25 protein-coding genes are annotated in these 26,400 nt (G+C 60.2%); 14 read left to right on the top strand and 11 right to left on the bottom strand.

The features are described from left to right. Positions 1-41 precede the first annotated feature (41 nt). From B3C38_RS11310 to fmt, 4 genes are all read left to right on the top strand, one after another. Entirely contained in the window at positions 42-875 is an 834-nt protein-coding gene (locus tag B3C38_RS11310) for a metal ABC transporter permease (protein WP_286727142.1), read from the top strand. Further along, positions 872-2,374 (top strand): LptF/LptG family permease, encoded by a 1,503-nt coding sequence (locus tag B3C38_RS11315; protein WP_286727143.1) that lies wholly within the window; start codon positions 872-874, stop codon positions 2,372-2,374. Before B3C38_RS11310 ends, B3C38_RS11315 begins: the two co-directional genes overlap by 4 nt. Continuing rightward, positions 2,349-3,572, top strand: a complete 1,224-nt coding sequence (locus B3C38_RS11320) for a bifunctional 3,4-dihydroxy-2-butanone-4-phosphate synthase/GTP cyclohydrolase II (protein WP_018695847.1) — start codon at positions 2,349-2,351, stop codon at positions 3,570-3,572. Before B3C38_RS11315 ends, B3C38_RS11320 begins: the two co-directional genes overlap by 26 nt. Positions 3,573-3,636: 64 nt before the next feature. Further along, positions 3,637-4,608, top strand: coding sequence for a methionyl-tRNA formyltransferase (gene fmt / locus B3C38_RS11325; protein WP_286727144.1), 972 nt, complete (start codon positions 3,637-3,639; stop codon positions 4,606-4,608). A gap of 306 nt (positions 4,609-4,914) precedes the next feature. On the opposite strand, the gene B3C38_RS11330 is transcribed toward fmt, so the two are convergent. After that, positions 4,915-5,802, bottom strand: a complete 888-nt coding sequence (locus B3C38_RS11330) for an endonuclease/exonuclease/phosphatase family protein (RefSeq protein ID WP_286727145.1) — start codon at positions 5,800-5,802, stop codon at positions 4,915-4,917. Between the two features lie 228 nt (positions 5,803-6,030). On the opposite strand from B3C38_RS11330, the gene B3C38_RS11335 reads away from it, so the two are divergent. From B3C38_RS11335 to B3C38_RS11350, 4 genes are all read left to right on the top strand, one after another. Further along, positions 6,031-7,689: a ribulokinase gene (locus tag B3C38_RS11335; RefSeq protein ID WP_286727146.1), complete on the top strand. Its 1,659-nt coding sequence runs from the start codon at positions 6,031-6,033 to the stop codon at positions 7,687-7,689. 33 nt (positions 7,690-7,722) lie between these two features. Next, on the top strand, positions 7,723-8,907 hold the full coding sequence (locus B3C38_RS11340; protein WP_286727147.1) for an MFS transporter: 1,185 nt from the start codon (positions 7,723-7,725) through the stop codon (positions 8,905-8,907). Positions 8,908-9,007: 100 nt separating this feature from the next. Next, on the top strand, positions 9,008-10,381 hold the full coding sequence (locus tag B3C38_RS11345) for an FAD-dependent oxidoreductase (protein ID WP_286727148.1): 1,374 nt from the start codon (positions 9,008-9,010) through the stop codon (positions 10,379-10,381). Then, on the top strand, positions 10,378-11,739 hold the full coding sequence (locus B3C38_RS11350) for a histidine-type phosphatase (protein ID WP_286727149.1): 1,362 nt from the start codon (positions 10,378-10,380) through the stop codon (positions 11,737-11,739). The genes B3C38_RS11345 and B3C38_RS11350 overlap by 4 nt, the downstream gene beginning before the upstream one ends. Before the next feature lie 97 nt (positions 11,740-11,836). On the opposite strand, the gene B3C38_RS11355 is transcribed toward B3C38_RS11350, so the two are convergent. From B3C38_RS11355 to serC, 9 genes are all read right to left on the bottom strand, one after another. Next, on the bottom strand, positions 11,837-12,487 hold the full coding sequence (locus tag B3C38_RS11355) for a hypothetical protein (protein WP_286727150.1): 651 nt from the start codon (positions 12,485-12,487) through the stop codon (positions 11,837-11,839). Between the two features lie 303 nt (positions 12,488-12,790). After that, entirely contained in the window at positions 12,791-13,495 is a 705-nt protein-coding gene (locus tag B3C38_RS11360; protein WP_286727151.1) for a peroxiredoxin, read from the bottom strand. 509 nt (positions 13,496-14,004) lie between these two features. Next, positions 14,005-14,550, bottom strand: coding sequence for a 2-oxoacid:acceptor oxidoreductase family protein (locus tag B3C38_RS11365; protein ID WP_018695839.1), 546 nt, complete (start codon positions 14,548-14,550; stop codon positions 14,005-14,007). Positions 14,551-14,558: 8 nt separating this feature from the next. Further along, positions 14,559-15,320 (bottom strand): thiamine pyrophosphate-dependent enzyme, encoded by a 762-nt coding sequence (locus B3C38_RS11370; RefSeq protein WP_018695838.1) that lies wholly within the window; start codon positions 15,318-15,320, stop codon positions 14,559-14,561. A gap of 5 nt (positions 15,321-15,325) precedes the next feature. Then, complete coding sequence (locus B3C38_RS11375) at positions 15,326-16,420, bottom strand: 3-methyl-2-oxobutanoate dehydrogenase subunit VorB (RefSeq protein ID WP_018695837.1); 1,095 nt, start codon at positions 16,418-16,420, stop codon at positions 15,326-15,328. A gap of 2 nt (positions 16,421-16,422) precedes the next feature. Then, a complete protein-coding gene (locus B3C38_RS11380) occupies positions 16,423-16,650 on the bottom strand; it encodes a 4Fe-4S binding protein (protein ID WP_022333079.1) in 228 nt (75 codons plus the stop codon). Positions 16,651-16,900: 250 nt separating this feature from the next. After that, a complete protein-coding gene (locus B3C38_RS11385) occupies positions 16,901-18,145 on the bottom strand; it encodes a DUF1015 domain-containing protein (protein ID WP_026318363.1) in 1,245 nt (414 codons plus the stop codon). Between the two features lie 70 nt (positions 18,146-18,215). Next, positions 18,216-19,139 (bottom strand): 3-phosphoglycerate dehydrogenase, encoded by a 924-nt coding sequence (locus tag B3C38_RS11390; RefSeq protein WP_032135858.1) that lies wholly within the window; start codon positions 19,137-19,139, stop codon positions 18,216-18,218. 90 nt (positions 19,140-19,229) lie between these two features. Further along, positions 19,230-20,303 (bottom strand): 3-phosphoserine/phosphohydroxythreonine transaminase, encoded by a 1,074-nt coding sequence (gene serC / locus B3C38_RS11395; protein ID WP_286727152.1) that lies wholly within the window; start codon positions 20,301-20,303, stop codon positions 19,230-19,232. A 201-nt stretch (positions 20,304-20,504) separates the two neighbouring features. Between serC and B3C38_RS11400 the strand changes: the two genes are divergently transcribed. Genes B3C38_RS11400 through B3C38_RS11425 form a run of 6 tightly spaced genes read left to right on the top strand, consistent with a single transcriptional unit; the run spans position 20,505 to position 25,388 of the window. Beyond that, entirely contained in the window at positions 20,505-21,377 is an 873-nt protein-coding gene (locus B3C38_RS11400; protein WP_276793044.1) for a YicC/YloC family endoribonuclease, read from the top strand. Further along, positions 21,377-21,946 carry a guanylate kinase gene (gene gmk, locus B3C38_RS11405; RefSeq protein ID WP_018695831.1) on the top strand — a complete coding sequence of 190 codons (570 nt, stop codon included), beginning with the start codon at positions 21,377-21,379 and terminating at the stop codon, positions 21,944-21,946. The genes B3C38_RS11400 and gmk overlap by 1 nt, the downstream gene beginning before the upstream one ends. Further along, entirely contained in the window at positions 21,943-22,752 is an 810-nt protein-coding gene (nadD, locus tag B3C38_RS11410; RefSeq protein ID WP_276792577.1) for a nicotinate (nicotinamide) nucleotide adenylyltransferase, read from the top strand. Before gmk ends, nadD begins: the two co-directional genes overlap by 4 nt. Before the next feature lie 2 nt (positions 22,753-22,754). After that, complete coding sequence (locus B3C38_RS11415; protein ID WP_022333085.1) at positions 22,755-23,741, top strand: D-alanine--D-alanine ligase; 987 nt, start codon at positions 22,755-22,757, stop codon at positions 23,739-23,741. Next, positions 23,738-24,310 (top strand): DUF3109 family protein, encoded by a 573-nt coding sequence (locus B3C38_RS11420; protein WP_286727153.1) that lies wholly within the window; start codon positions 23,738-23,740, stop codon positions 24,308-24,310. The genes B3C38_RS11415 and B3C38_RS11420 overlap by 4 nt, the downstream gene beginning before the upstream one ends. 31 nt (positions 24,311-24,341) lie before the next feature. Then, the gene (locus tag B3C38_RS11425) at positions 24,342-25,388 is read left to right on the top strand and encodes a M23 family metallopeptidase (RefSeq protein ID WP_117506859.1); all 1,047 of its coding nucleotides are present in this window, start codon (positions 24,342-24,344) and stop codon (positions 25,386-25,388) included. A gap of 220 nt (positions 25,389-25,608) precedes the next feature. On the opposite strand, the gene proC is transcribed toward B3C38_RS11425, so the two are convergent. Beyond that, entirely contained in the window at positions 25,609-26,400 is a 792-nt protein-coding gene (gene proC / locus B3C38_RS11430) for a pyrroline-5-carboxylate reductase (protein ID WP_286727154.1), read from the bottom strand.

A 26,400-nucleotide genomic window follows, 5' to 3' on the forward strand; every position in this document is an offset into this window, starting at 1 on the left:
AGTAAAAAACGTAAATTTGCGCGCAAATAAAGAGAACGAGGATGGAATTTTTCAGCGATCTGATCCATTACGGCTACCTGTCGAATGCGCTGGCGGCATGTGTCCTCTCGGGCATAACGTGCGGCGTCGTAGGCACCTACGTCGTATGCCGGAGGATGGTTTTCCTCGCGGGCGGCATCACGCACGCCTCGTTCGGCGGGCTGGGCATAGCTTTCTACGCGGGAGCCAACCCCATAGCCGGGGCGATGGTCTTCGCCGTGCTTTCGGCGCTGGGCATCGAGTGGGCCGGGAGCCGGGGGCGCATCCGCGAGGATTCGGCCATCGGCATCATCTGGTCGGTGGGCATGGCCGTCGGGGCGCTCTTCATGAGCCTCAGGCCGGGTTACACCTCCGGCGACCTCTCGGCCTACCTGTTCGGCAGCATCGTCACCGTGACGCACGGCGACGTCGTGGCGCTCGCCATCCTGACCGCGGCCATCATGGCCGGGGCTCTGCTGTGGCTGCGCCCCGTGATGTACGTGGCTTTCGACCGCGACTTCGCCCGCAGCCGCGGCATCCCTACGCGCGTGATCTCCTACGCCATGGCGGCGCTGGTCGCCGTCACGATCGTCCTCTCGATCCGCATCATGGGCATCGTGCTGCTCATCTCGCTGCTCACCATGCCCGTCGCCATCGTCAACGCCCTCTCCAAATCCTACCGCACCATCGCGCTCTGCGCGCCGCTGGTCGCCGTGGCGGGCAATGTGGCCGGGCTGGTGGCAAGCTACAATTTCGAAGTTCCGCCCGGGGCGGCCATAATATTTACCCTCACCCTTACGCTTATTATGGTAAAACTATTACCTTTGCGTCAGAAAAAAGCCGGAGCCGCCGCATGAAAACCATCCACAAACTCGTACTGAAAGCCTACCTCGGGCCGATGGTGCTCACGTTCTTCATCGTGATGTTCGTCCTGATGATGAACATCGTGTGGCGCTACATCGACGAACTGGTGGGGAAGGGATTGAGCGCCGGCATCATCATCGAGCTGATGACCTACTTCATGGCCAACATGATCCCGCTGGGGCTGCCGCTGGCCATGCTGCTGGCCGCGATCATGACCATGGGCAACCTGGGCGAGAACTACGAGCTGCTGGCGATGAAATCGGCCGGCATGTCGCTCGTCCGCATCACCAAGCCGCTCATCATCCTGGTGAGCGTGATCGCCGTGGGCAGTTTCTTCATCGGCAACAACCTCGTGCCGTATGCCAACAAGAAGGTGTACAGCATCATCTACGACATCCGCCAGCAGAAACAGAGCCTCGAATTCCAGGACGGCCTGTTCTTCAACGGCATCGACAACATGTCGATCCGCGTGAGCCGGCAGGAACCCGAAACGCACCTGCTGCGCGACGTGCTGATCTACGACAACCGCCTTGCCGACGGCAACATGAACACCATCGTGGCCGACTCGGGCTACATCCGCCTGTCGGACGACAAGCGGTTCCTGCTCGTTACGCTTTTCAACGGCGAAATGTACGAGCAGACCCGCAACAGCCAGTGGTTCACCCAGAGCAGGCTGCGCCACCACATCTTCGACAAGCAGGATCAGACGATCCCCATGGAAGGCTTCGCCATGCAGCGCAGCGACGCCAACCAATTCTCGAACAGCCAGACCAAGAACATCAACGAGCTGCAGCAGGACATCGACTCGCTGGAAATCCTGGTGAACAACGCCACGACCCGTTCGTACGAACCACTGCTCAAGGAACAGATATTCTCGCGCGACAACTCCGTGCTGCCGCAGCCCGACAGCCTGCGCAAAGACAAGAGCAACTTCGGCACTCTCGTGGCGATGGACTCCCTCTCGGCACTCAAACTCCGCGACAAGGAACGGATCTGGGACCAGGCGCGGACGCTGGCCAAAAGCTCGCGCAACATGTTCTCGTTCGACGAGTCGGCCGCCAAGGAGGCGCTCAACCAGCTGTACCGCAGCAAGGTCGAGTGGCACAAGAAAATATCGCTCCCCGTGTCGATCATGATCTTCTTCCTGATCGGGGCTCCGCTGGGCGCCATCATCCGCAAGGGCGGCCTGGGACTTCCGGTCGTGGTGTCGATCATCTTCTTCGTGATCTACTACATCATCAGCCTCTCGGGCGAAAAACTGGCCAAGGAAGGTAGCTGGGAAGCCGTGTACGGCATCTGGCTCTCGACGTTCATCCTCACGCCGATCGCCGTATACCTGACCTACAAGGCCACCAACGACTCGGCATTGCTCGACACGGACTGGTATGCCGGAAGACTCAAGGCATTGAACGAGCGCATGCGACCTGCGATCAACAAATTGAAAAACGCGATAAAACTCAAACGAAATGGCAAAAAGCACGATTCTGAATAGTGTAGAAGAGGTTATTGAAGATTTCCGCAACGGCAGGATAGTGATCGTCGTCGACGACGAAGACCGCGAGAACGAAGGCGACTTCATCGTCGCGGCGGAGAAAATCACGCCCGAAATCGTGAACTTCATGCTCAAGGAGGGACGCGGCGTGCTCTGCGCCCCGCTGTCGGAGGAGCGGTGCGCCGAACTGGGGCTCAACATGATGGAAGAGAACAACACCTCGCTGCTGGGCACGCCCTTCACCGTGACGGTCGATCTGCTCGGCAACGGCTGCACCACGGGCGTCTCGATCCACGACCGCGCCGCCACCATACGCGCCCTGGCCGACCCCGCGACCCGGGCCACCGACCTCGGCCGCCCGGGGCACATCAACCCGCTGCGTGCCCGCCAGAAAGGCGTGCTGCGCCGTCCGGGGCATACCGAGGCCGCGATAGACCTCGCCCGGCTGGCCGGCCTGCAGCCCGCAGGCGCACTGATCGAGATCATGAACGAGGACGGCACGATGGCGCGCCTGCCGCAACTGACGGAGATCGCCCGGAAGTTCGGCCTCAAGATCATTTCGATCGCATCGCTCATCGAATACCGGCTGCGCGAAGAATCCATCGTCGAGAAGGGCGAGACCGTCGACCTGCCGACCGCATGGGGCGACTTCCGCATCACGCCGTTCCGGCAGAAGAGCAACGGGCTGGAGCACGTGGCGCTCACCAAAGGCGAGTGGACGGAAGACGAACCGGTGCTGACACGCGTGCATTCGTCGTGCGCCACGGGCGACATCTTCGGCTCGTGCCGCTGCGACTGCGGCGACCAGCTGCACGAGGCGATGCGCATGATCGAACGGGAGGGCAAGGGTGCCATCATCTACCTCCAGCAGGAGGGACGCGGCATCGGCCTTTGCAATAAAATCAAAGCTTACAAGCTCCAGGATGAAGGGCTCGACACGGTCGACGCCAACGTCCGGCTGGGCTTCGGCGTCGACGAACGCGACTACGGCGTCGGGGCGAGCATCATCCGCGAAATGGGCATCAAGCACATGCGGCTGATGACCAACAACCCGCTCAAGCGCGCAGGGCTGGAGGGCTACGGGCTGAAGATCGACCAGATCGTGCCTATCGTCATCGCCCCCAATGAGCACAACCTGCGCTACCTGAAGACCAAGGAGCAGCGTATGCACCACACGCTGGGGCTGGACAAGCAATAAACCCGTGCGATGAAACAGGCCGCGCCCGGCGACGGGATGCAGGCCGGAAAAACGTCAGACAACGATGAACCCGAAAGAACTGCGTATCGTATTCATGGGCACGCCCGAATTCGCCGTGCCGTCGCTCCGGGCGCTGGTCGCCGGGGGCTATAACGTCGTGGGCGTGGTGACCACACCCGACAAACCCGCCGGCCGCGGGCAGAAACTCCACCGGAGCGACGTGAAACTGGCCGCACTCGAACTGGGGCTGCCGGTATTGCAGCCCGAGAAACTCAAGGCCCCGGAATTCGTCGCGGCGATGCAGGCACTGCGGCCCGACCTGGGGATCGTCATCGCATTCCGGATGCTGCCCGAGGTAATCTGGGCCATGCCGCGCCTGGGGACGTTCAACCTCCACGCCTCGCTGCTGCCGCAATACCGCGGTGCGGCGCCCATCAACTGGGCGGTCATCAACGGGGAGACGGAAACGGGCGTCACGACCTTCCTGCTGAACCAAGAGATCGACAAAGGCGCCATCATCGGACAGGTTCGGGTGCCGATCCTGCCCGAAGACAACGTGGGTTCGCTCTACGACAAACTGATGCACAGGGGCACGTCGCTGGTGACCGAAACCGTCGACAGGATCGCCGCAGGCGACATCAGCCCCATCGAACAGCAGCACGTCGACGAATCGGCACTGCACCCGGCGCCCAAGATATTCAAGGAGGACTGCCTCATCGACTGGTCGTGGGACGGACGCAGGATCGTGAATTTCGTACGCGGGCTGTCGCCCTATCCGGCAGCCTGGACGGAACTATACAGGGAAGGCTCACAGATGCCGCAGGCGGCCAAGATATATTCGGCCGCTTTCGAACCCGCCGCCCACGGCGAAAAACCCGGCAGCATCGAAAGCGACGGCCGCACGCTGCTCCGCGTAGCCTGCGCCGACGGCTGGATCACCCTCGGGGAAATCCAGATAGCCGGGAAGAAACGCCTCGTCGTACGCGAACTGCTGCTCGGCCTGCGCGACCTAGGGCGGTACAGGTTCCGGGAATAAAGGGCGAGGGCAGGGACGCCCGCCAGCCTGCAATGCCCGGCTGCAGACGCCCCGCTCCGACAAAGACATTACGAAACTCCCCGGCTCGATTCACGAGCCGGGGATATTCATTCCGGGACAACGGCCGCCATGCGCCCGAACAATCCCGGGACAACAACTGCCGGAGTCTGACCGTATGCCGGGGAGTTTCATTCCGGGACAACGATGTCATGCGCCCGAGCCATCCCGGGACAACAGCTGCCGGAGTCCAATGCACGAGCCGGGGATTCGCAACCGAAGCATACGCAATGCGCCCCTTCGCGACGGCTATTCGATCACGATATCCGCCGTAAGGAAATAGTGGTCGCTGGGATACTTGCCGCCGACACAGTCTTTTACCAATGCGGAGGAGACGACCCGGATACCCGTGCCTTTCAGGAAAATGTAGTCGATACGCCCGGGCGTCCCCTTCTTCGGCTTATAGGCATCGCCCTCGAACCGGTGGAACGACATATGCTCCGCATCTTCGCCATTGGCCTCGACGAACGCATCGACCCAGCCGGCACCGACAAGCACCCCGGCAACGGGGTTCGAAGGCCTGGAATTGAAATCCCCGGCCAGCACCTGCGGCACACCGGCAAGATACTGCGACGTTTCCTCCTCCACGGCCCGCACCTGCGCAAGCCGCGCCTCGTGCGAAATATGGTCGAGGTGCAGGGACAACACCCGGAACTCGCGCCCCGAACGGCGATCCCTGAGCCGTACCCAATTGACATGGCGCGGGCGGGCCGTGCCCCACGACGAGGAGCCGCCCACGAGCGGGGTGTCCGACAGCCAGTAAACCCCGGCGCCCGTCATCTCGTAGCGCCTCTTCGAAAACATCACGAGGTTCTTAGCGATACCGTGGTACTCCCGGTCGGGCAGGGCATCCGTCTCGGGGCCCGGGTAGCCGAAGACGAAATACCCCGGGAACATCCGGCACATATCATCGTACTGGCCGACGGTCACCTCCTGCAGGCAATAGATATCCGCCTTGCAGCGCTTCATCACCCGCTCGCAAACATATTTACGCGCAGACCAGCCGTTTCCGCCCTCCTCATCCTGCGGCAGGGCCACCCGGATATTGCACGACGCCACGCGGTGTACGCCGCGCCCCCGGGCGGCGGCCACACCGCACAGCAACAGCGCGGCACACACGATCAGAATCCGTTTCATACCGATCCTCCTTAAATTGCAACGCCTCCAACGGGTATTTAGAAATGCACATGGAAGCATAATAAAAACAAATAAAAACTATAAAACACACAATAATACAAAAAAAAGAAACAATAAAGCATAAAATAAACATAAAAAGAATAAAATAATTTTACCTTTGCATTACCGGCCCGCCGGAATGGAGCCGGAACCAACCGCAAAAAAAACACGATCCACACCTAACAAACCATGAAGGAAACATACGTCATAGGCATCGACTACGGCACGGATTCCGTGCGCGCCCTTCTGGCGGATGCCGCGACAGGCGAAACAATCGCCGACTCGGTATTCAGCTATCCGCGCTGGGGCAGGCAGGAATACTGCTCCCCGGCGGAGGCACGCTTCCGCCAGCATCCGCAAGATTACCTCGACGGCCTGCGCCACGTGATAGGCGAAGTGGTGGCCGCACGGCCCGACGCGGCGCCGCATATCAGGGCGGTTTCGGTCGACACGACGGCCAGCACGCCGTGCCTGGTAGACCGCACGTGCACGCCGCTGGCGCTGCGCCCCGAATACGCCGACGATCCGGACGCGATGTTCGTCCTGTGGAAAGACCACACGGCGCAGCGGGAATCGGAAGAAATCACCGCCCTGTGCGCCCGCAGCGAGATCAATTATGCCCGCCATTCGGGCAACCACTACTCGGCCGAATGCTTCTGGGCCAAATGCCTGCACCTGCTGCGCGGCAGCCGGCGGCTCCGCCGCGACGCATATGCCATGGTCGAGCTCTGCGACTGGATACCCGCCGTGCTCACCGGAGCGGACGATCCCTCCGCGATACGCGCAAGCCATTGCGCCGCAGGGTCGAAACAGATGTGGGCCGAGGCCTGGGGAGGATTCCCCCCGGAGGCGTTTTTCGAAGCACTCGACCCCGCATTGCGACCCATCGTGCGCAACATCAGCAAGACGAACCGCACGTGCGACCACGCTGCGGGGACGATCACGCCCGCGTGGGCGCAGGCGCTCGGACTTCCCGAGGGGGTCGTAGTAGGGGTGGGCAACATCGACGCCCATGCGGGAGCCGTAGGTGCCGGAATCCGCTGCGGCACGGTCATACTCAACCTCGGCACCTCGGCCTGCCACATGGCGCTGATGCCTTCGGATGAGATGGGCAGACGCCTCGTCGAAGGGATATTCGGACAGGTGGACAGCTCGATCGTACCCGGCATGGTCGGGTTCGAAGCCGGGTTATCCGCCTTCGGGGATGTCTATGCGTGGTTCAGGAACCTGCTGTGCTGGCCCCTGAAAGAGTTGCTCGTGCAGCCTGGGGCGCCCGACGCGCAGACCCGGCAGCGGCTGGCCGAAGAGTGCCGCGACAAAATCATGGGCAGGCTCGCAGAAGAGGCCGAGCGGCTGGAGCTCCGGGCGGACATGCCGCTGGCGACGGACTGGCTCAACGGCCGCCGCAACCCGTACCCCGCACCGGAGCTGACCGGGACGCTCACGGGGCTGCGGCTCTCGACAACGGCGCCCGAAATATACTACGCATTGGCCGAAGCGACGGCGTTCGCCACGAAGGCGATCCTCGACCACCTCGCAGCGAACGGCGTGGCGATCGAGCGCCTCACGGGGATCGGCGGCATATCGCAGAAATCGCCCTTCGTCATGCAGCTGCTGGCCGACGTAACCGGCCGGGAAATCTCGGTCATCGACTGCAAACAGGCCTGCGCCATGGGTTCGGTGGTCTACGCCACGGTCATCGCGGGCTGCTACGGCTCGGTGGAGGAGGCGCAGCGGGCGCTCTGCAACTTCCCTGCACGGCGCTATGCGCCCCGTGAAGGGCGGCACCCGCTGCTCATGCAGCGATACGAACGCTACAAAGCCCAGGGAGGGCTCCCGCAACGCTAACCGGCACGCAAACACATACAACCGACGACACGCATGAACCTGCTGAACAACCCGGAAAAACGGAAATGGATGATCGTGGTGACGATCTTCATCGCCATCATCTGCAATTACCTCGACCGCCAGCTGCTTTCGATCCTCAAGCCGACGATCAAAGCGGCCTTCGACATGAACGACGACGGCTATGCCTTCATCGTCAACATCTTCCTGATATGCTACGCCGTCATGTATCCCATATCGGGCATCCTGGTCGACCGGTTCGGCCCGAAAAAGGTGATGTTTCTGGGCATCCTGGCATGGTCGGCGGCCTGCATCGGAGGCGGCCTTTCGACCAATATGGAACAGTTCGCATTTTTCCGCGGGCTGCTGGGGCTGGCCGAGCCCACGATCTTCGCCGGGCAGATCGTCGCCGTGACCGTCTGGTTCGAAAAACGCCAGCGCGCCACGGCCAACAGCCTCTGTACGGCGGGCGGGTCGATCGGCACGGTCGTGGCCCCGATCGTCATCGCATGGCTCTCGACGATCTTTCCGTGGAACGACGTCTTCGTCCTGGCCGGGGCCATCGGCATCCTGATCGCCATCGTTTGGATGGCCGTCTACGCCGACCCGCCCAAAGAGATACTCGACGTCACGCTCAGCGAAAGCGCCGCCAACCGGCACCACGGCAAAGCCTTCACGTGGGGCGGGCTCTGGAAGACGCGCACGCTGTGGGGCGTGCTGCTCATCCGTTTCGTCAGCGACCCGGTCTGGTATTTCTGTCTCTTCTGGCTGCCCGGTTACCTGCAGGAGGATTCGGGACTGACGCTCATACAGGTGGGGTGGGTCGGCTGGATCCCGTTCCTGTTCGGCGCCGTGGGCGGCGTATTGACCTCGGCATGGTCGGACAAAATGGTACGCAAGGGCATGGATCCTCTGCGCGCGCGCAAGCGCATGATGACGCTGGTGGCCGTCGCGGCGCCCCTGTGCATCTTCACGCCCTATTTCAACGCCCTGCCGCCGTACTGGAATGTCGCGGCCATCATCGCCTCGTTCAGCCTGATCGCCATCATGTGCCTGAGCTGGCTTTACACGATCTGCGTGGTGATCGCCGAGGCATTCCCCGTACGCAACGTAGCCAGCGTAGTCGGCATCACGGCAGGCTTCGGGGCCGTGGGCGGGGCGATCTTCAACTACTACGTCGGGCAGCTGCTGAGCACCATGGGGCCGTCGCTTTCCTCGTAATGGGCGTCCTGCACTGGATCGCTGTCGTGATACTCTGGAAAATGACACGCCCCGAAATCCCGCAAGAAAAACAAGCTGTACAAAAATAAAAACCGAAACCATGGAAAAGAAAATTACGACCGTCCGCGAACCCGCCCGCGACATCCCCGTACGCGCATCGGCGGACATACTCATCGTCGGCGGGGGCCCGGCGGGGCTCATGGCCGCACAGGCCGCAGCGGGCGAGGGACTGAAGGTAATGCTGGTCGAAAGCCGCGGCTACCTGGGCGGGAACCTCACGATCGGGCTCCCGATCCTGGGATTCCTGGGGCAGAAGGGCAACCAGATCATCGAAGGGCTCCCGCAGCGGTTTATCGACCGGCTGCAGGTGCGGGGCGCCGCGAGCGGACACCGACCCTGCAAACTCCACGTAAGCCTGACGATCATCGACCCGGAGGAGAGCAAGACCCTCGCACAGCAGTTGATGGAGGAGGCCGGCGTCGAGGTACTGATGTATGTTTTCTGCACCGACGTCATCAGGGAGGGCAACGAAGTAAAGGGGGTGGTCATCGAAAGCAAGGCAGGGCGCGAGACGATCCTCGCCCGCACCGTGATCGACTGTACGGGCGACGCCGACGTGGCCTTCCGTGCCGGCGTCGAGTGCCGCAAAGGCGATGCCGAGGGCGGCATGCAGCCCCCGACGCTGATGTTCTCGATGCGCGGTGTCTCCACGCAACGCCTGCGCGACGCGATCGCGGAGCACCCGGACATCTACGACATGGACATCATGCCTGCGGAGTCGTTCCGCAACGAGAAGTTCATCACCGTGGGGCTTCGCAACCAGATCGCCAAGGCACGCGAGGCGGGGATCGACCTCCCGGTGGCCCGCACGATCCTTATCACGGGCATGTCCGAGGACGAAATATGGGTCAACATGTCGCGTGTGAACGGCGTAGACCCGACCGATCCCGGGAGTTACACCCGTGGGGAGATCGAAGCCAGGAAGCAGGTTTACCAAATCCGGAAATACCTGCGGCAGTTCGTCCCGGGTTTCGAAAACGCGTGGATGGATCGGGTGGCACCGTTCATGGGTATCCGCGAGAGCCGCGTCACGGTCGGGAAATACATCCTCACGGCCGAGGATATCCTGGCCTGCCGACACTTCGACGACGCCGTTGCCGTAGCCAGCTATCCCGTCGACCTGCACCATCCCAAAGGCGGGGACTGCACGCTGGAATACTGCGGCGACTGCTACGACATCCCGTACCGGGTGCTTGTGCCCGAAAAGGTCGAAAACCTGCTCGTCGCAGGCCGCTGCGCCTCGTTCACCCACGAAGCGATGGCCTCGACACGCGTGATGTCGACCTGCATGGCCCTCGGCGAAGCCGCCGGACGCGCCGCACGCATCGCCCTGCGGGACGGAGTGAAACCGTCGCAGGCCGACGTGGCGAAGCTGCGCAGCGAATTGAAACGAACCGGAGCCTACCTCCGATGACGGTGCGGATCATGCGGTTTACGAAACTGCTGCTCGGCCTCGTTCTGGCGACCTGTGCAGGGCCCCTGTCCGGACAGAACGCCCGCCAGGAGATTTATACCAACCCCGACAAAGCCGGCGGGGTATACTATGCCTACACGTACGACAATCCGGCCCGGACTCCCGCGCCCGAAGGTTACGAACCTTTCTACATCAGCCACTACGGTCGCCACGGCTCACGCTGGCTGCTCAGGGCGTCGGAATATACGGAGGTGTTGGAAACTTTCGGCAAGGCCGCCCGCGAGGGCGCCTTGTCGGAGTTCGGGCAGGATGTCTTACGCCGCGTGGAACGGGCCTGTTCGGACGGCGAGGGCAGGGCGGGCGACCTCACGCCGCTGGGTGCCGAACAGCATTACGGGATCGCGGAACGGATGTTCAAATCCTACCCGGAGGTCTTCCGGGGCAACGCGCGTGTCGACGCACAATCGACCGTCGTGGTACGCTGCGTGCTGAGCATGGCGGCATTCTGCGACCAGCTGCGGAGGATGAACCCGGAACTGGAAATCACGCGGACGGCCAACAACCGCACGACCCGCTACCTGAACTTTTTCAGCACGGCGGCAAACCCCGGGCCCGCCCCGGAGTACCTGAACCTGCTGAAAAGCGAGAGCTGGATAGAGGCCGAAGAGGGATTCCGGGAAAGCCGGATGCATCCGGAGCGCCTGATGGCCAGGTTATTCGCAGGCGGAAAAGTTCCGGCGGACATCGACCAGCGGGAGCTGATGCAACAGCTCTGGGCCCTGGCCGTAAACGAACAGGACACCCGCAGCGGAATCACATTCCGCGACCTGTTCACCCCCGATGAACTGTATGCCGTCTGGGAGTGCGTCAACTACCGTTTCTACCATCAGCGCGGCCCCGGGGCGCTCAACCGGGGATATGCCCTGCGCTATGCGACAGCGCTGCTCGAAGAGATCATCGCCCGCGCCGACAGTGCGCTCGTGCGGGGCGTGCCCGCCGCCGACCTGCGCTTCGGGCACGACGGCAACCTCATGCCGCTGACCTGCCTGATGGCGTTCGACGGCTGCACGGCCGAGGTTTCCGACCCGGGTCTGATCGCGGACGCATGGCGCGATTACCGTATTTCACCGATGGCGGCCAACATCCAGATGATCTTTTACCGGAAAGAGGGGACGGCGGACATCCTGGTCAGGATACTCCACAACGAACATGAAATGTATCTTCCGCTCGCCTCCGCAAGGCCGCCGTACTACAAATGGGATGACCTGCGGGCCTTCTACCACCGAAGGATCGCCGAAGCGAAAGGCACGGCCGCGGAACCGCCGTCAGCAGGTGCGCTCCAGGCTCCCGGAGCATAACCGGCAGCAGGGCTTCCGATCCGGGAGGCCCGACGTATCCAACGAAGGGGAGGGGGCTTTATAAAGCCTCCCTTTCCCGTAGCGCGTTGCATTATTCTTACTCTCCGATTTTCAGATCAGCCCTTAAAACCCGTCCGCTCAGGGTCGATAAAGAAATCGTAATTACCTGGGCTTCGGACAACCGGGAGTTTTCGTCTGAAAAATCGAGTCGTAAAAACCCGTCCTGCAACAATTCCATATCTGCGGCAGTCAGTTCATCGGCATGTTTACGGATATGGGTCAATCCACCCTTTGCATGATCTTTCAATGTCGGCGCAAAAGAGTAAGCCGTGAAATAGCACAAGTCATTCAACGTACTTCCGGCGGAATGCCCCTCGCCCCATGAAATACTGCTCCTGATTTCGATCCCGGTAAAATTTTCCGCATAGCTTACGTAGTTTCCTACGGTATATCCGAAATCTACCGTGATATAATCGCTGAAATCATCGTTGTGCTTAACAGCCAGCTCCTTGAACTTAGCGACCTCCGAAGCATTTTCCGACGTTATACCATATTTCTTACCGGAGAAATACAACTCCAGGGTCGTTGCATTCAGTTGCCGGACATACATCTTTTCGACCTCCAAATAAGCGTCGACCAGATACTCCTTATAAATCCGGTATGTTCCGGTGTCGTTATTATTTTCAGAGGAGTCGCACCCGGAAAACAAAGGGAGCATCAGGATGTTACAATATAATAACCATTTCATATGAATCATCTTTGGTATTGAATAAGTTTTTTTATCTTTCCACAAACTATTCCGGATTATTGTGCGACTAACTCCGTAATAGCCGTTCCATTACAACCTCCCGGGCCATAATGAAAATCAGATTTAAATGCCAGCCATAATATTTAATATTTTAATATATACACCCAAATATAACAAAAACAAAAAAACACTCCTCCCGAGAAATATATAGATTCTGCAGGGTAACAGACAAAACGACCGCGGAATCAATATAAAAGGGGGCTTTGCAAAGCCCCCCCCTTTACATTGCCGGCCGGAACCGGACTATCCCTTGATAGCTATGCCTTTGCCGAGTTTTTTCTCGATCTCCTCCTTCGGGAGAGGACGGGTGCAGAAGAACCAGTCGTAGCATTTTACCCCTTCGGGCTGGTCGTCCATATCCTCGCCCTGCATCGGGACGATCACCTCGTCGCCCGGACGCCAGTCGGCCGGCATGGCGACCCCGAATGCGTCGATGGACTGCAAACCTACCAGGACACGCTTTATCTCCTCGAAATTGCGTCCCAGAGCCAGCGGATAGTAGATCATCGCGCGCAGTTTGCCCTCGGGATCGACGAAGAATACGGCACGCACGGCTGCCGTCTGGCTTTCACCGGGCTGGATCATGCCGTAAAGGTTCGCCACCTTCATCGACACGTCGTCGATGATCGGGAATTCGACCTTGATATCCTTCATGCCCCGGTATTCGATCTTCTCACGGATCGTACGCAGCCATGCGATATGGCTGTTGCGGCTGTCGACCGACAATCCGATCAGTTCGCAGTTCAAAGCCCTGAATTCGGCCGTACGGGCACCGAACGTGAGCACCTCGGAGGTGCAGATCGGCGTAAAGTCGGCGGGGTGGCTGAACAGGATCACCCATTTGCCCTTGTAGTCGGCGGGAAAGCTGATCTTTCCCCGTGTTGTCTTCGCTTCGAATGCCGGGACGGGTTCCCCCAGGCGCGGCAGTTGCTGTTCGTTCTTTTCCATAATCCGAAATATTAGTTTTATGCCGGGGCCCGCAAAGTCGGTGCCGATGGATGCGAACCGGGGATCTTTCTACTAAATTACGGTTTTTACAGGAATAGTCCTAATCCGGAACCCTCTGGTTTGCGCGGAAATACGGAAGCGTATACACAAACGGCGCTTTTGGGTAGGGCACGGCTTCCCCGGACGATCGCGGCGTCCGGAAAGGACATCGCACCGATGGGGGGGGGGAACCGGAATACGGGGGCAGGCTCAGCCAACGGGGGTGGAAAGCGAGTGACGGGAAAAACACGGCGGACAGGCAGAAGGGACGGGCAGAAGGAACCAGGAACAGGAAACAGGAAACAGGAAACAGAAAACAAGATTAAAAAACGAACAAAGGAAATACCACAAGACGAACGGAAGGAACAGAGGCGGAAAAACGGGTGGTTCCTTCCCTGCCAAATAGAAAAAAGCGGCGACCTTCCGGCCTGCCGCTCTTTTCTTCGGGAACCCATCGGAACCCGGATCCGTCAGCGTACCTTGCGGATGATCTCGCCGCCGTGGCGGATCGCCTCCTCGTTGGCGGGAAGCATCTTCCAGGCACGTTCGGGCAGCGACTTCTTGAGGCCGACCATCACGTTCTCCATCTCGACGACGGGGCGCACCTTGAGGTACCCGCCCAGAATCATCGTATTGAACAGCTTGGCCTGTCCCATCCGGGCGCATTCGGCCGTGGCGTCGATCGCATAGACCTCGATGTCCTCGCGCACGGGATGGCGCGTGATACCGTTCGTATCGTAGATCAGGATGCCGCCGGGCCTGACCATCGGCTCGAATTTCTCCATCGACTGCTGGTTCAGGATGATGGCCGTATCGAACTCGTGGGCGATCGGCGAAGAAATCTTCCTGTCCGAAAGGATTACCGTCACATTGGCCGTACCGCCGCGCATCTCGGGGCCGTACGAGGGCATCCACGTGACTTCGAAGTCCTGCATTACGCCCGAGTAGGCCAGTATCTTCCCCATCGAGAGGACGCCCTGGCCCCCGAACCCTGCGATAATTAAAGTCTCTTTCATAGCATCCCTTATTTTACGTCCTTGATATCGCCCAGCGGATAGTAGGGCAGCATGTTCTGTTCGAGCCACTCGTTCGAGGCCACGGGCGAGAGTTTCCAGCCGCTGTTGCAGGTCGAAACGACCTCCACGAGCGAAAAGCCCTTGCCGGCCATCGAATTTTCGAACGCCTTGCGGATCGCACGCTTGCACTTGCGCACGTTGGCGGGCGTATGCACGCTCTGGCGCGTGATGAAGGTGGCACCGTCGAGGTGCGCCATCATCTCGGCGATCTTGTAGGGATAGCCGTTCAGGCGCGGGTCACGGCCGTAGGGCGTCGTCGCGGTCTTCATACCCAGCAGGGTAGTCGGGGCCATCTGGCCGCCCGTCATGCCGTAAATGGCGTTGTTGATATAGATCGCCACGACGTTCTCGCCGCGTGCGGCCGCGTGGATCGACTCCGCCGTGCCGATGGCCGACAGGTCGCCGTCGCCCTGGTAGGTGAAGACCAGGTTGCCGGGATAGAGCCTCTTCACGGCCGTAGCTACGGCCAGGGCGCGTCCGTGGGCGGCCTCGATCCAGTCGATGTCGATATAATTGTATGCGAATACGGAGCAGCCCACGGGCGAAACGCCTACGGTCTTTTCCGCGAAGCCCATCTCCTCGATGACCTCGGCGATCAGTTTATGTACCGTACCATGACTGCAGCCGGGGCAGTAGTGCATGACGTTGTCGGTAATGAGCTTCGGTTTCGCGTAAACCAGGTTTTCGTTTTTGATTTCAACCTCTGCCATAGCCTTTACTTTTTAATCAGTTTTTCCTTGAGCGCCGCGAGCACTTCGTCGGGCGCGAACATCATACCGCCCTGACGGCCGAAATGCTCGACGGGAGCTACGCCGTTCACGGCCAGCCGCACGTCCTCGACCATCTGGCCGGCATTGAGCTCGGCGGAAAGGAAGCCTTTGACACCGCGCGCGGCCAGTTCGGCCAGCGGCTTCTTGGGGAAAGGATAGAGCGTGATCGGACGCAGCAGGCCGACCTTCAGCCCTTCGGCGCGCGCCATCTCGACCGTGGCCGAGCAGATACGGGCCGACGAACCGAACGCCACGATCACGTAATCCGCATCGTCGCAGCCGATCTCCTCATAACGCACCTCGTTCTCTTCGAGCGCCTTGTATTTCTCCTGCAGGCGCTTGTTGATGATCTCCATCTTCTCGGACTGCAACTCCAGCGACGTCACGATATTGCGCTTGCGGTCGGCAGGCTTGCCGTAGGTAGCCCACGAGCGGCACTCGGCAGCGATCTCTTCGTCGGTCTTGCGGGGACGCTGCGGCGCGAGCACCACCTTCTCCATCATCTGCCCGATCGCCCCGTCGGCGAGGATCATCGCCGGGTTGCGGTATTTGAACGCGAGGTCGAACGCCTCGGCCACATGGTCGTGCATCTCCTGCACCGAATTGGGCGCCAGTACGATCATGTGGAAATCGCCGTGGCCGCCGCCTTTGCAGGCCTGGAAATAGTCGCCCTGCGAAGGCTGGATCGTACCCAGCCCCGGGCCGCCGCGCTGGCAGTTGATCACCAGGCAGGGCAGTTCCGCCCCCGCCAGGTAGCTCAGCCCCTCCGACATCAGGCTGATGCCGGGGCTCGACGACGAGGTCATCACCCGTTTTCCGGTCGATGCGCCGCCGTAGACCATGTTGATCGACGAGATCTCCGATTCGGCCTGCAGCACGACCATGCCCGTGGTCTCCCACGGCTTGAGTTCCATCAGTGTCTCCATCACTTCCGACTGGGGAGTGATCGGGTACCCGAAATATCCGTCGCAACCGTAGCGAATCGCCGCATGGGCTATCACCTCGTTGCCTTTCATCAGTTTTACCTCTTTCTCTGCCATAGCTACTCGAATTTTTGACGATAAACCGTGATGACGCTATCGGGGCAAATCACCGCACACGAAGCACACCCCGTGCAGGCATCGGGATTCACCATCCGGGATATGGGATAGCCCTTGCTGTTCACCTCTGCCGACAATTCCAGCACGTCGCACGGACACGAAGCCACACAGACCCCGCACCCTTTGCACCGTTCCTTGTCGACAACGATTGTTCCTTTTATTTTAGCCATAAGCCGTAGTATTGTTAAGTTCCTTACAAATATAAGAAAAAATCCCGGAAATTCTAAACGAATGCAACAAATCTTATCATGAAAAACGGATAAATGAAAGCAGTGCGCCCGGAATAACCCGCCCGAACGCACTGCGTACAAAATATTTCCGCCATTTTATTCCGCCTTCGGACAGGGGTCGAAAACGCGCCGGACAGGCGGTTCCCCGAGGGTTGAATGACTTACCGGCCCCCGACCGTCGCGGGGGCGGTTACTCTTCGAACGAGTGGATCACCACGCCCGAGCGGAGTTTCGGCTCGAACCACGTCGTCTTCGGGGGCATGATGTTGCCCGTGTCGGCGATGTTGATGAGCTGTTGCATCGAAACGGGGTAGAGGGCGAACGCCGCCTTCATCTCGCCGCTGTCGACACGGCGTTTGAGCTCACCCAGACCGCGGATTCCGCCCACGAAGTCGATCCGCTTCGACGTGCGCAGGTCTTTGATGTCCAGTATTTTGTCCAGCACGAGGTTCGACAGCACCGTCACGTCCAGCACACCGATCGGGTCGTTGTCGTCGTATGTCCCGGGCTTGGCCGTCAGGCTGTACCAGTGCCCGCCGAGATACATCGAGAAATTATGCAGCCCCGTCGGACGGTACTCCTCCGTGCCCTTGTCCTCGACCGTGAAACTTTCGGCGAGCTTTTCGAGCAACTGCTCCGGCGTCAGGCCGTTCAGGTCTTTCACGACGCGGTTGTAGTCGATGATCCGAAGCTGCCCCGCGGGGAAAGTCACGGCGAGGAAATAGCAATACTCCTCGTTGCCCGTATGGCCGGGGTTCTTTGCCTGGCACTCCTGTCCCACGCGCGCCGCAGCGGCCGTGCGGTGATGCCCGTCGGCGACATAAAGCGCCGGGATGCCCGCGAAAATCTCCGTGATACGGTCGTTAGTCTTCTTGTCGCGGATAACCCACAGCTTATGGCCGAAGCCGTCGGCAGCCGTGAAATCGTATTCCGGGTCGTTGTTCTTCACCACGTCGGCCACGATGGCGTCGATCTCGGCGTTGTCGGGATAGGCGAAGAACACCGGTTCGATATTGGCCTGCTGGTTGCGGACGTGGATCATGCGGTCTTCCTCCTTGTCGGGACGCGTCAGTTCGTGTTTCTTGATCGCCCCCGAGAGGTAGTCCTCGTAATGGCAGCACATGGTCAGTCCGTATTGCGTGCGGCCGTCCATCGTCTGCGCATAGATGTAATAATACTCCCCGGGATCCTGTTCGAGCCAGCCCTTCTCACGCCATGCACGGAAATTCTCGACCGCCTTGTCGTAAACCTCCTGCGAATGTTCGTCGGCAATAGGCTCGAAATCTATTTCGGGCTTGATGATGTGCAGCAACGAGCGTTCGGTGGCCTCGGCCTTGGCCTCGGCGGAATTCAACACGTCATAGGGGCGCGACGCCACTTCGGACGCATACTGTTTCGGGGGACGTATCCCGCAAAAAGGTTTGATTTTCACCATATAAATTAATGTATTAAAGCGAAAAAGGCGGGCGCAGCCTTCGCTCCCGCCTTTCACGCGCCGTTATCCGCTATTTGTTCACCTGGAACCGCGTATTGCCGTTCCTGAAAAAATCGACGATTTGGGTGGCTGCGGCCAGACCCGCGTTGATATTGGCCTCGGCGGTCTCGGCCCCCATCTTTTTGGCGGTGGCAAACACCCGCTTGCCGAATTTCTCGTCCAGCTCGGCCTGGTTCCCGGCAGCGATGTCGGTAATGTATTTCAGGTCTTCGCGTTCGGTCAGCGCACGCACGACACCCTGTTCGTCGATCACCTCCTTGCGGGCGGTGTTGACCAGCGTGGCACCCTTGGGCATCGACATCAGCAGTTCGTAGCCGATCGAGCCGCGGGTTTGCTCCGTAGCCGGGATGTGCAGCGACAGGAAGTCGGCCTGCCTGTACAAATCTTCGAGGGAATCCACCTTCTTCACACCGTCGGCTTCGAACACCGCCGCATCCGTGATGAAGGGGTCGTAGGCGATGACGTTCATGCCCAGCGCCTTACCCTTGCGCCCCACGAGTTTGCCCACATTGCCGTAGGCGTGGATGCCGAGGGTCTTGCCCTGTATCTCCGAACCCGTACCGGGCGTAAAGCGGTTGCGCGACATGAAGACCATCATGGCGAGCGCCAGCTCGGCCACGGCGTTGGAGTTCTGCCCCGGGGTATTCATCACCACGATACCGCGCGCCGTGGCAGCCGCGAGATCCACGTTGTCGTAACCCGCACCGGCACGAACCACGATTTTGAGGTTCTTCGCCGCCCCGATGACTTCGGCCGTCACCTTGTCGCTGCGGACAATGAGCGCATCGACATCGGCCACGGCGGCCAGCAATTGGGCCTTGTCGGTATATTTTTCAAGCAGGGCCAGTTCATAGCCCGCGTCCTCGACGATCCTGCGGATGCCGTCGACAGCCTCCTTGGCAAAAGGCTTTTCGGTCGCAACTAATATTTTCATACCTGTACTTTCTATCAGATGAATAAAATCGATGTCCGTGGCCGCCTTTTTCTTCGGAGTGAACGTAAAGAAATGCGCCATGGCCGTCCGTTATTTCGCGTGTTTGGCGGCGAACTCCTGCATGCACTCTACGAGCACCTCGACGCTTTCCTTCGGAAGTGCGTTGTAGCACGATGCGCGGAAGCCGCCCACCAGGCGGTGGCCCTTGATGCCCACGATACCACGTTCCTTGGTGAATTCCATGAACTCGGGAGCCAGTTCCTCGTAGCCGTCGGCCATCACGAAGCAGATGTTCATCAGCGAGCGATCCTGCTTGTCGACCGTACCGCAGAACAGCGGGTTGCGGTCGATCTCGTCGTACAGCAGGGCGGCCTTCTCCTTGTTGCGGCGGTAGATTTCGGGTACGCCGCCGATCGACTTGAGCCAGCGGAGGGTCTCCATGAGCACGTAGATCGGGAATACGGGAGGCGTGTTGAACATCGAGCCGTTCTCGACATGGGTGCGGAACGAAACCATCGTCGGCAGGTCGCGCACGACACGGTCGAGCATGTCCTCGCGGATGATGGCGAACGCCACGCCGGCCGGGGCGAGGTTCTTCTGCGCACCGCCGTAGATCATGGCGTATTTCGTAACGTCGACCGGACGCGAAAGGATGTCCGACGACATGTCGGCGATCAGGGGCACGGGCGAGGCGAGGTCTTCGTGGTACTCGGTGCCGTAGATCGTATTGTTGGAGGTGATATGCACATAGTCCAGGTCGGCTGGGATCGCGAAACCCTTGGGGATGTAGGTGAAATTGCGGTCTTCGGACGAAGCGAGCAACTCGACCTCGCCGTAACGCTTGGCTTCCTTGATGGCCTTCTTGGCCCAGACACCGGTATTCACATAACCGGCCTTCCTGCCCAGGAAGTTGGCGGGCACTTCGTAGAAGAACGTGCTGGCACCGCCGCCGATATAGAAGATCTTGTAGTTGTCGGGGATGCCGAGCAACTCACGGAAGAGCGCGTCGGCCTCGGCCATCACGTTCTCGAAATCCTTCGTCCGGTGCGAAATCGAAAGCAGGGAAAGGCCCGAACCGTTGAAATCTACGATAGCTTTTGCTGCGTTCTGGATGACTTCGTCTGCGAGGATCGAGGGTCCCGCGTTGAAATTGTGCTTTTTCATAATATTCGGATGTGAATTTAGTGTTTCGGACTCCAGCCTGTTAGTTTACTAACACAAATATAAATAAAATATTCCGGAGAATACAACAGTTGTGCAAAACTTGTTCAAAGAAATTTCACTCGGCGTCCCGAACGCTCGGCATTTTGAATTGTTTTTATTACTTTTGCCCAAACTTAACATCCTCCGCAAATGGTAAAATCCATGACGGGCTTCGGCAAGGGCGAAGCCACGCTGCAAAATAAGAAGATCACGGTCGAAATCCGTTCGCTCAACTCCAAACAGCTCGACCTCGGGCTGCGGCTTCCGGCCGTATACCGCCAGTCGGAATACGAAATCCGCAATATCATCACCCGCACGGTACAGCGCGGCAAGGTCGATGTCTTCGTGACCGTCGAATCGCAGACCGTGGAGACCCCGGCGCGTATTAATAAAGAGGTATTCGCCGCCTATGCCGGGCAACTGCGCGACGCGGCGCAAAACGCCCGGCTCAACTATGCGGGGATCGGGTGGGACAGCGCTGCCCTGCAGGCCATCATGCGCCTGCCGGATGTCGTATCGACCGAAACGGAGAGCATCTCCGACGAGGAACACGCGGCGCTGGTCGCCGCCACCGAATCCGCCGTGGCGCAGCTCGACGCGTTCCGCCTGCAGGAAGGCGCGATCCTGATCGCCGACCTGCTGGGCCGCGTGGACAAGATCGAAGGCTACAAACAGGAGGTCGTGCCTTTCGAAAAGGCCCGCACGGAGACGGTCAGGGCCCGCCTGCTGGAAAACCTCGAAAAACTGAGGGTCGACGTCGACCGCAACCGGCTGGAGCAGGAGATGATCTTCTACCTCGAAAAACTCGATATCACCGAAGAGAAGGTACGCCTGGCCAACCACTGCAGGTATTTCCGCGAGGTGGCCTCCCAAGAGGAGGGCGCAGGCCGCAAACTGGGCTTCATCGCACAGGAGATGGGCCGCGAAATCAACACGATGGGCTCGAAGGCCAACGAATCGAACATCCAGATACTCGTAGTTAAGATGAAGGACGAGCTGGAGAAGATCAAAGAACAGGTACTGAACATATTATAATGGGCAAGGTTATCATATTCTCCGCCCCGAGCGGTTCCGGGAAGACGACCATCGTACGCGAATTGCTGAAACGGTTCCCGCAGTTCGAATTTTCGGTATCGGCGACCAGCCGCGCACCCCGCGGCTGCGAGCGCCACGGTTGCGACTACCACTTCATGACGCACGAAGAGTTCATGCGCGCCGTCGCGGAAAACCGTTTCGTGGAGTGGGAAGAGGTCTACCAGGGCACTTGCTACGGCACGCTGCGCTCGGAGGTGGAACGCATCTGGGCCAAGGGCAACATCATCGTCTTCGACGTGGACGTCATCGGGGGGATCAACCTCAAACGCATCTTCGGCGACGACGCCTGCTCGATATTCGTCATGCCGCCCTCGATCGGGGAGCTGCGCCGCAGGCTCGTATGCCGCGGCACGGACGCCCCGGAAGTGATAGACCGCCGTGTGGCGAAGGCCGAATTCGAACTGACGAAAGCCCCCGAATTCGACCACATCGTCGTAAACGACTCGCTCGACGAGGCGATCCGCGAAACGACTGCGATCATCGACCAATTCATCGCACGGCAGCCATGAAACGCGTCATGCTCTATTTCGGGTCGTTCAACCCCATCCATAAAGGGCACATCGCCCTGGCGGAATACGCCGTGGAAAAAGGACTGTGCGACGAGCTGGTGCTCGTCGTTTCGCCCCAGAGCCCCTACAAACAGGCCGAAGAGCTGGCCCCCGAGATGGATCGGTTCGAAATGGCCGAGACGGCCTGCGCGGCGTCGCGCTATCCCGACCGGATAAAACCCTCGGTCGTCGAATTCCTGCTGCCCAAGCCGTCGTATACGATCGACACGCTGCGCTACCTGGCCGAGAACCACGGCGCGGATATGGAGTTCTCGATCCTCATGGGCGCCGACCAGATAGAACGGCTCGACGGCTGGAAAGAGTACGACCGCATCCTCGAATACCCGGTATACGTCTATCCCCGCCGCGGCGAAAGGGTGGACAGGTTCCCCGGCCGCATCATGGTGCTGGAAGACGCGCCGCTGCAGGATTTTTCCGCGACACAAATCCGCGAACGCATCGGGCGGGGCGAGGATGTCTCGCAGATGCTCGACAAGGGCGTCGCCGACCACATCCGCCGCAAGGGGCTGTGGAACCCGACGGCCCGCAAATCGGCCCTGACGGCACAGATCGCCGCCGATCCGGAAAACACGGCGCTCTACATGGAACGGGGCAAGCTCCACTACCGCCTCAACGAGTGGGGTGCAGCCCTCAACGACTTCAACCGCGTACTGCAAACAGACGACAGCCACGCCGAGGCGCGGCAGTATGCACAAATGGTACAGGAAATACTGGAATTCAGATATAAAGACATATACAACCCCTGACAATGACACGCCTGAAGATTGCCCTCATGGCGGGCGGAGATTCGCCCGAACGGGGGATCGCGCTCCAGAGCGCCGCACAGATCGAAGCGGCGCTCGACCATACGAAATACGACATCACGGTCATCGACCTCCACCACCGCGACTGGCACTACACGGCCCCCGACGGACGCGAGTGGCAGGTCGACAAGAACGATTTTTCGCTCACGGTGGAAGGCGAGCGCAAAGCATTCGACTACGCCCTGATCATCATCCACGGCACGCCCGGCGAGGACGGCAAGCTGCAAGGCTACCTCGACATGATGGGCGTCCCTTATTCGTCGTGCTCGATGACCTCGTCGGTCATCACCTTCGACAAGATCACCACCAAGCGCACCGTAGCGGGACGGGGCATCAACCTCGCCCGCGAGATTTTCCTCTGCAAGGGCGAAACGGCCGACCCGGACAGGGTGGTCGCGGAGTTCGGACTGCCGCTCTTCATCAAGCCCAACGCCAGCGGCAGCTCGTTCGGCGTGACGAAAGTCCATACGCGCGACGAGGTGCTGCCCGCCATCGAGGCGGCCTTCGCCCAAAGCGACGAGGTGCTGATCGAAGAGTGCATCGCGGGCCGTGAAATGGGCTGCGGCATGATGGTGGCCGGAGGCAGGGAATACCTGTTCCCGATCACGGAGATCGTATCGAAAAAGGATTTCTTCGACTACCAGGCCAAATACACCGAAGGCTATTCGGACGAGATAACCCCCGCCGACATCGCCCCGGAAATTGCGGAGGAACTGCACCGCATGACCCGCATCGCTTACAGGGCATGCCGCTGCTCGGGTGTCGTACGCGTCGATTTCATCGTCACGCCCGAGGGCAAACCCTACCTGATCGAAATCAACTCCATCCCCGGCATGAGCGCCGGGAGCATCGTCCCCAAGCAGGCACGGGCCATGGGCATGTCGCTGGGAGAGATGTTCGACCTGATAATCGCCGACACCTGCCGCAAATGATCGAAATCGATGACAAAATCGTGAGCGCAGACCTGCTGCGCGAATGTTTCGCCTGCGACATCGCGAAGTGCAAGGGTATCTGCTGCGTCGAGGGGAATGCCGGGGCGCCGCTCGAAGCGGAGGAGGTCGGCATACTCGAACGCGAATATGCGGCCTACAAGCCCTATATGACGCCCGAGGGCATCGAGGCCGTCGAGCGGCAGGGCTTCATGGTCTTCGACGAAGACGGCGACCTGACCACGCCGCTGGTCGGCGACGCGGAGTGCGCCTATACCTACCAGGAGAACGGCATCACGCTCTGCGCCATCGAAAAGGCGTGGCTGGAAGGCAAGACCGCCTTCCGCAAACCGATCTCATGCCACCTCTATCCGATCCGCGTCGTGCGGTTTTCGAACGGCACGGCAGGGCTCAACTACCACCGCTGGTCGGTCTGCGCCCCGGCGCGCGAATGCGGCCGCAGGCTGGGAATCCCGGTCTACAAGGCGTTGCGCGAACCGATCGTGCGCCGTTTCGGCGAGGAATTTTACAAGGCGCTGGAAGCTGCCGAAGAATTTATCCGACAACAATAAAATACAGATGAAAAAATACTGCCTCACCTATATGGCCGCCGTTGCGGCACTCTCGGCATCGGCCGCAGCGCCGCAGGCCGAACGCAAAACCGATTCGCTGCACATCGCATCCCTCTCGCCCAGGGAGGCTGCGACCATAGACTCCATCGTCGCAATGCGCCTGCGGCTCCAGCCCAAGCAGATCGAGTCGATTTTCGACACCAACGACGTGGTGGCCATCGACACGCTCGATTCGGGCAACGACGCCATACAGGTGGTGCTTTACAGCAACAACACGTGGAAATACGTCCGCAACCGCGAGATAGCCAAGGACAGCACCATCTTCGAGAAATACTGGGATACGACAACGCTCTTCCCCTACAAGGAGGTGGACATGTCGTCGATGCCCAAATCGGTGGTCATCGACCTGGTGGACTCGGTCACGAGCTACCACTGCCCCTACCAGGGTTCGGTGCACCCGCGCGGCAAATACGGCCCGCGGCGGCGGCGCCAGCATCAGGGCGTCGACCTGCCGCTCAAGGCGGGCGACCCGGTCTACGCCACGTTCTGCGGCCGCGTGCGTATTTCGGAATATAACAAGGGCGGCTACGGCAACCTGGTCATCATCCGCCACGACAACGGGCTGGAAACCTACTACGGGCACCTTTCGGAGCGCATGGTCGAGCCCAACCAGTGGGTCGAGGCCGGGCAGATCATCGGTCTGGGCGGCTCGACGGGGCGCAGCACGGGGCCGCACCTGCATTTCGAGACCCGCTATTACGGGCAGTCGTTCGACCCCGAGCGGCTGATCGACTTCAAGAACGGACTGCTGTGCCGCGAGACCTTCCTGCTGAAAAAATCGTTCTTCAGCATCTACTCGAACGCCGGGCAGGACTTCGACGACGAAATCGCAAACGAAGAGCAGGACAAGAAGGAGGCGGCCGAAAAGGCAGCCATGAAGTACCACCGCATCAAGTCGGGCGACACGCTGGGCGCCATCGCCCGCAAGTACGGTACGACCGTGACAAACATCTGCCGACTGAACGGCATCAAGTCGACCACGACGCTGCGCATCGGACGTTCGCTGCGGGTGCGGTAGACGGCGAAGTGCCGATGGGATACGGCACGGCTGCTCCCACACATAGACGAAAAAGGCCGGGGCTTTGGGGCCTCGGCCTTTTTTTACTCGTCCCTGAGGAGAGCAATGCGGAATTACGGTAAAACGGTTTGGTGCCCGTTTATGCGACAGGAAGCCTCCGGAAAACGGCATGTTCTCGGGCGACAAGCAACTACTGGTAACAAGCAGCGCCCGGGCGAACCTATTTCTTGTCCTGGATAGCGTCGATGGCGTCGATGGCGTCGATCACGGCTCCCCGGAAACGCTTGCGCTCCAGCTCCGCCACACCGACGATGGTCGTACCGCCGGGCGAACAGACGGCATCCTTCATCACGGCGGGATGCTGCCCCGTGGCGAGTTGCAGCTTTCCCGTACCGACGACCATCTGGCTGGCCATGCGGTAGGCATCTGCACGCACGATGCTGTGCTTGACGGCAGCGTCGGCCAGCGCCTCGATGAACATCGCCACGAAGGCCGGGCCGCAACCGCAGACCGTCCCCGCAATGCCAAGACAGGCGGTATCCACCGTCACCACAAGCCCCACGTGCGACAGCAACGCCTGCACCGACTGCCACTCGGCTTCGGACAGCGAATGGCGGCGTTCGCAGACGACGATACCCTCGCAAACGGCCACGGGCGTATTGGGAATCGTGCTGAGGTGATGCGTCCCGGGCGCGAGGATCTCCTCGTAGCGGTCAAACGTCATCCCGGCGGCTACCGAAACGACGACCTTGCCCGCCAGCATCCCTTTGACGGGGGCCAGCACGGCTTCGACCTGGTACGGTTTCACCGCCACGACCACCACGTCGGCAAACCCCGCGACTCCCGCGGCATCGTCGAAAGCGAGGAACCCGTGGGGTTCCGTATTACGGTGCAGCTTCGCCCGGTCGCGGGCGCATGCGCCGATCTGCCCGGGCTGCAAAGCCCCCGATGCGGCAAGCCCTGCGGCCAGGGCCTGCGCCATGTTTCCGAATCCGATAAATCCTACCTTCAT

Source organism: Alistipes sp. UBA1686 (assembly GCF_002320215.1).
Lineage (GTDB): Bacteria > Bacteroidota > Bacteroidia > Bacteroidales > Rikenellaceae > Alistipes > Alistipes onderdonkii.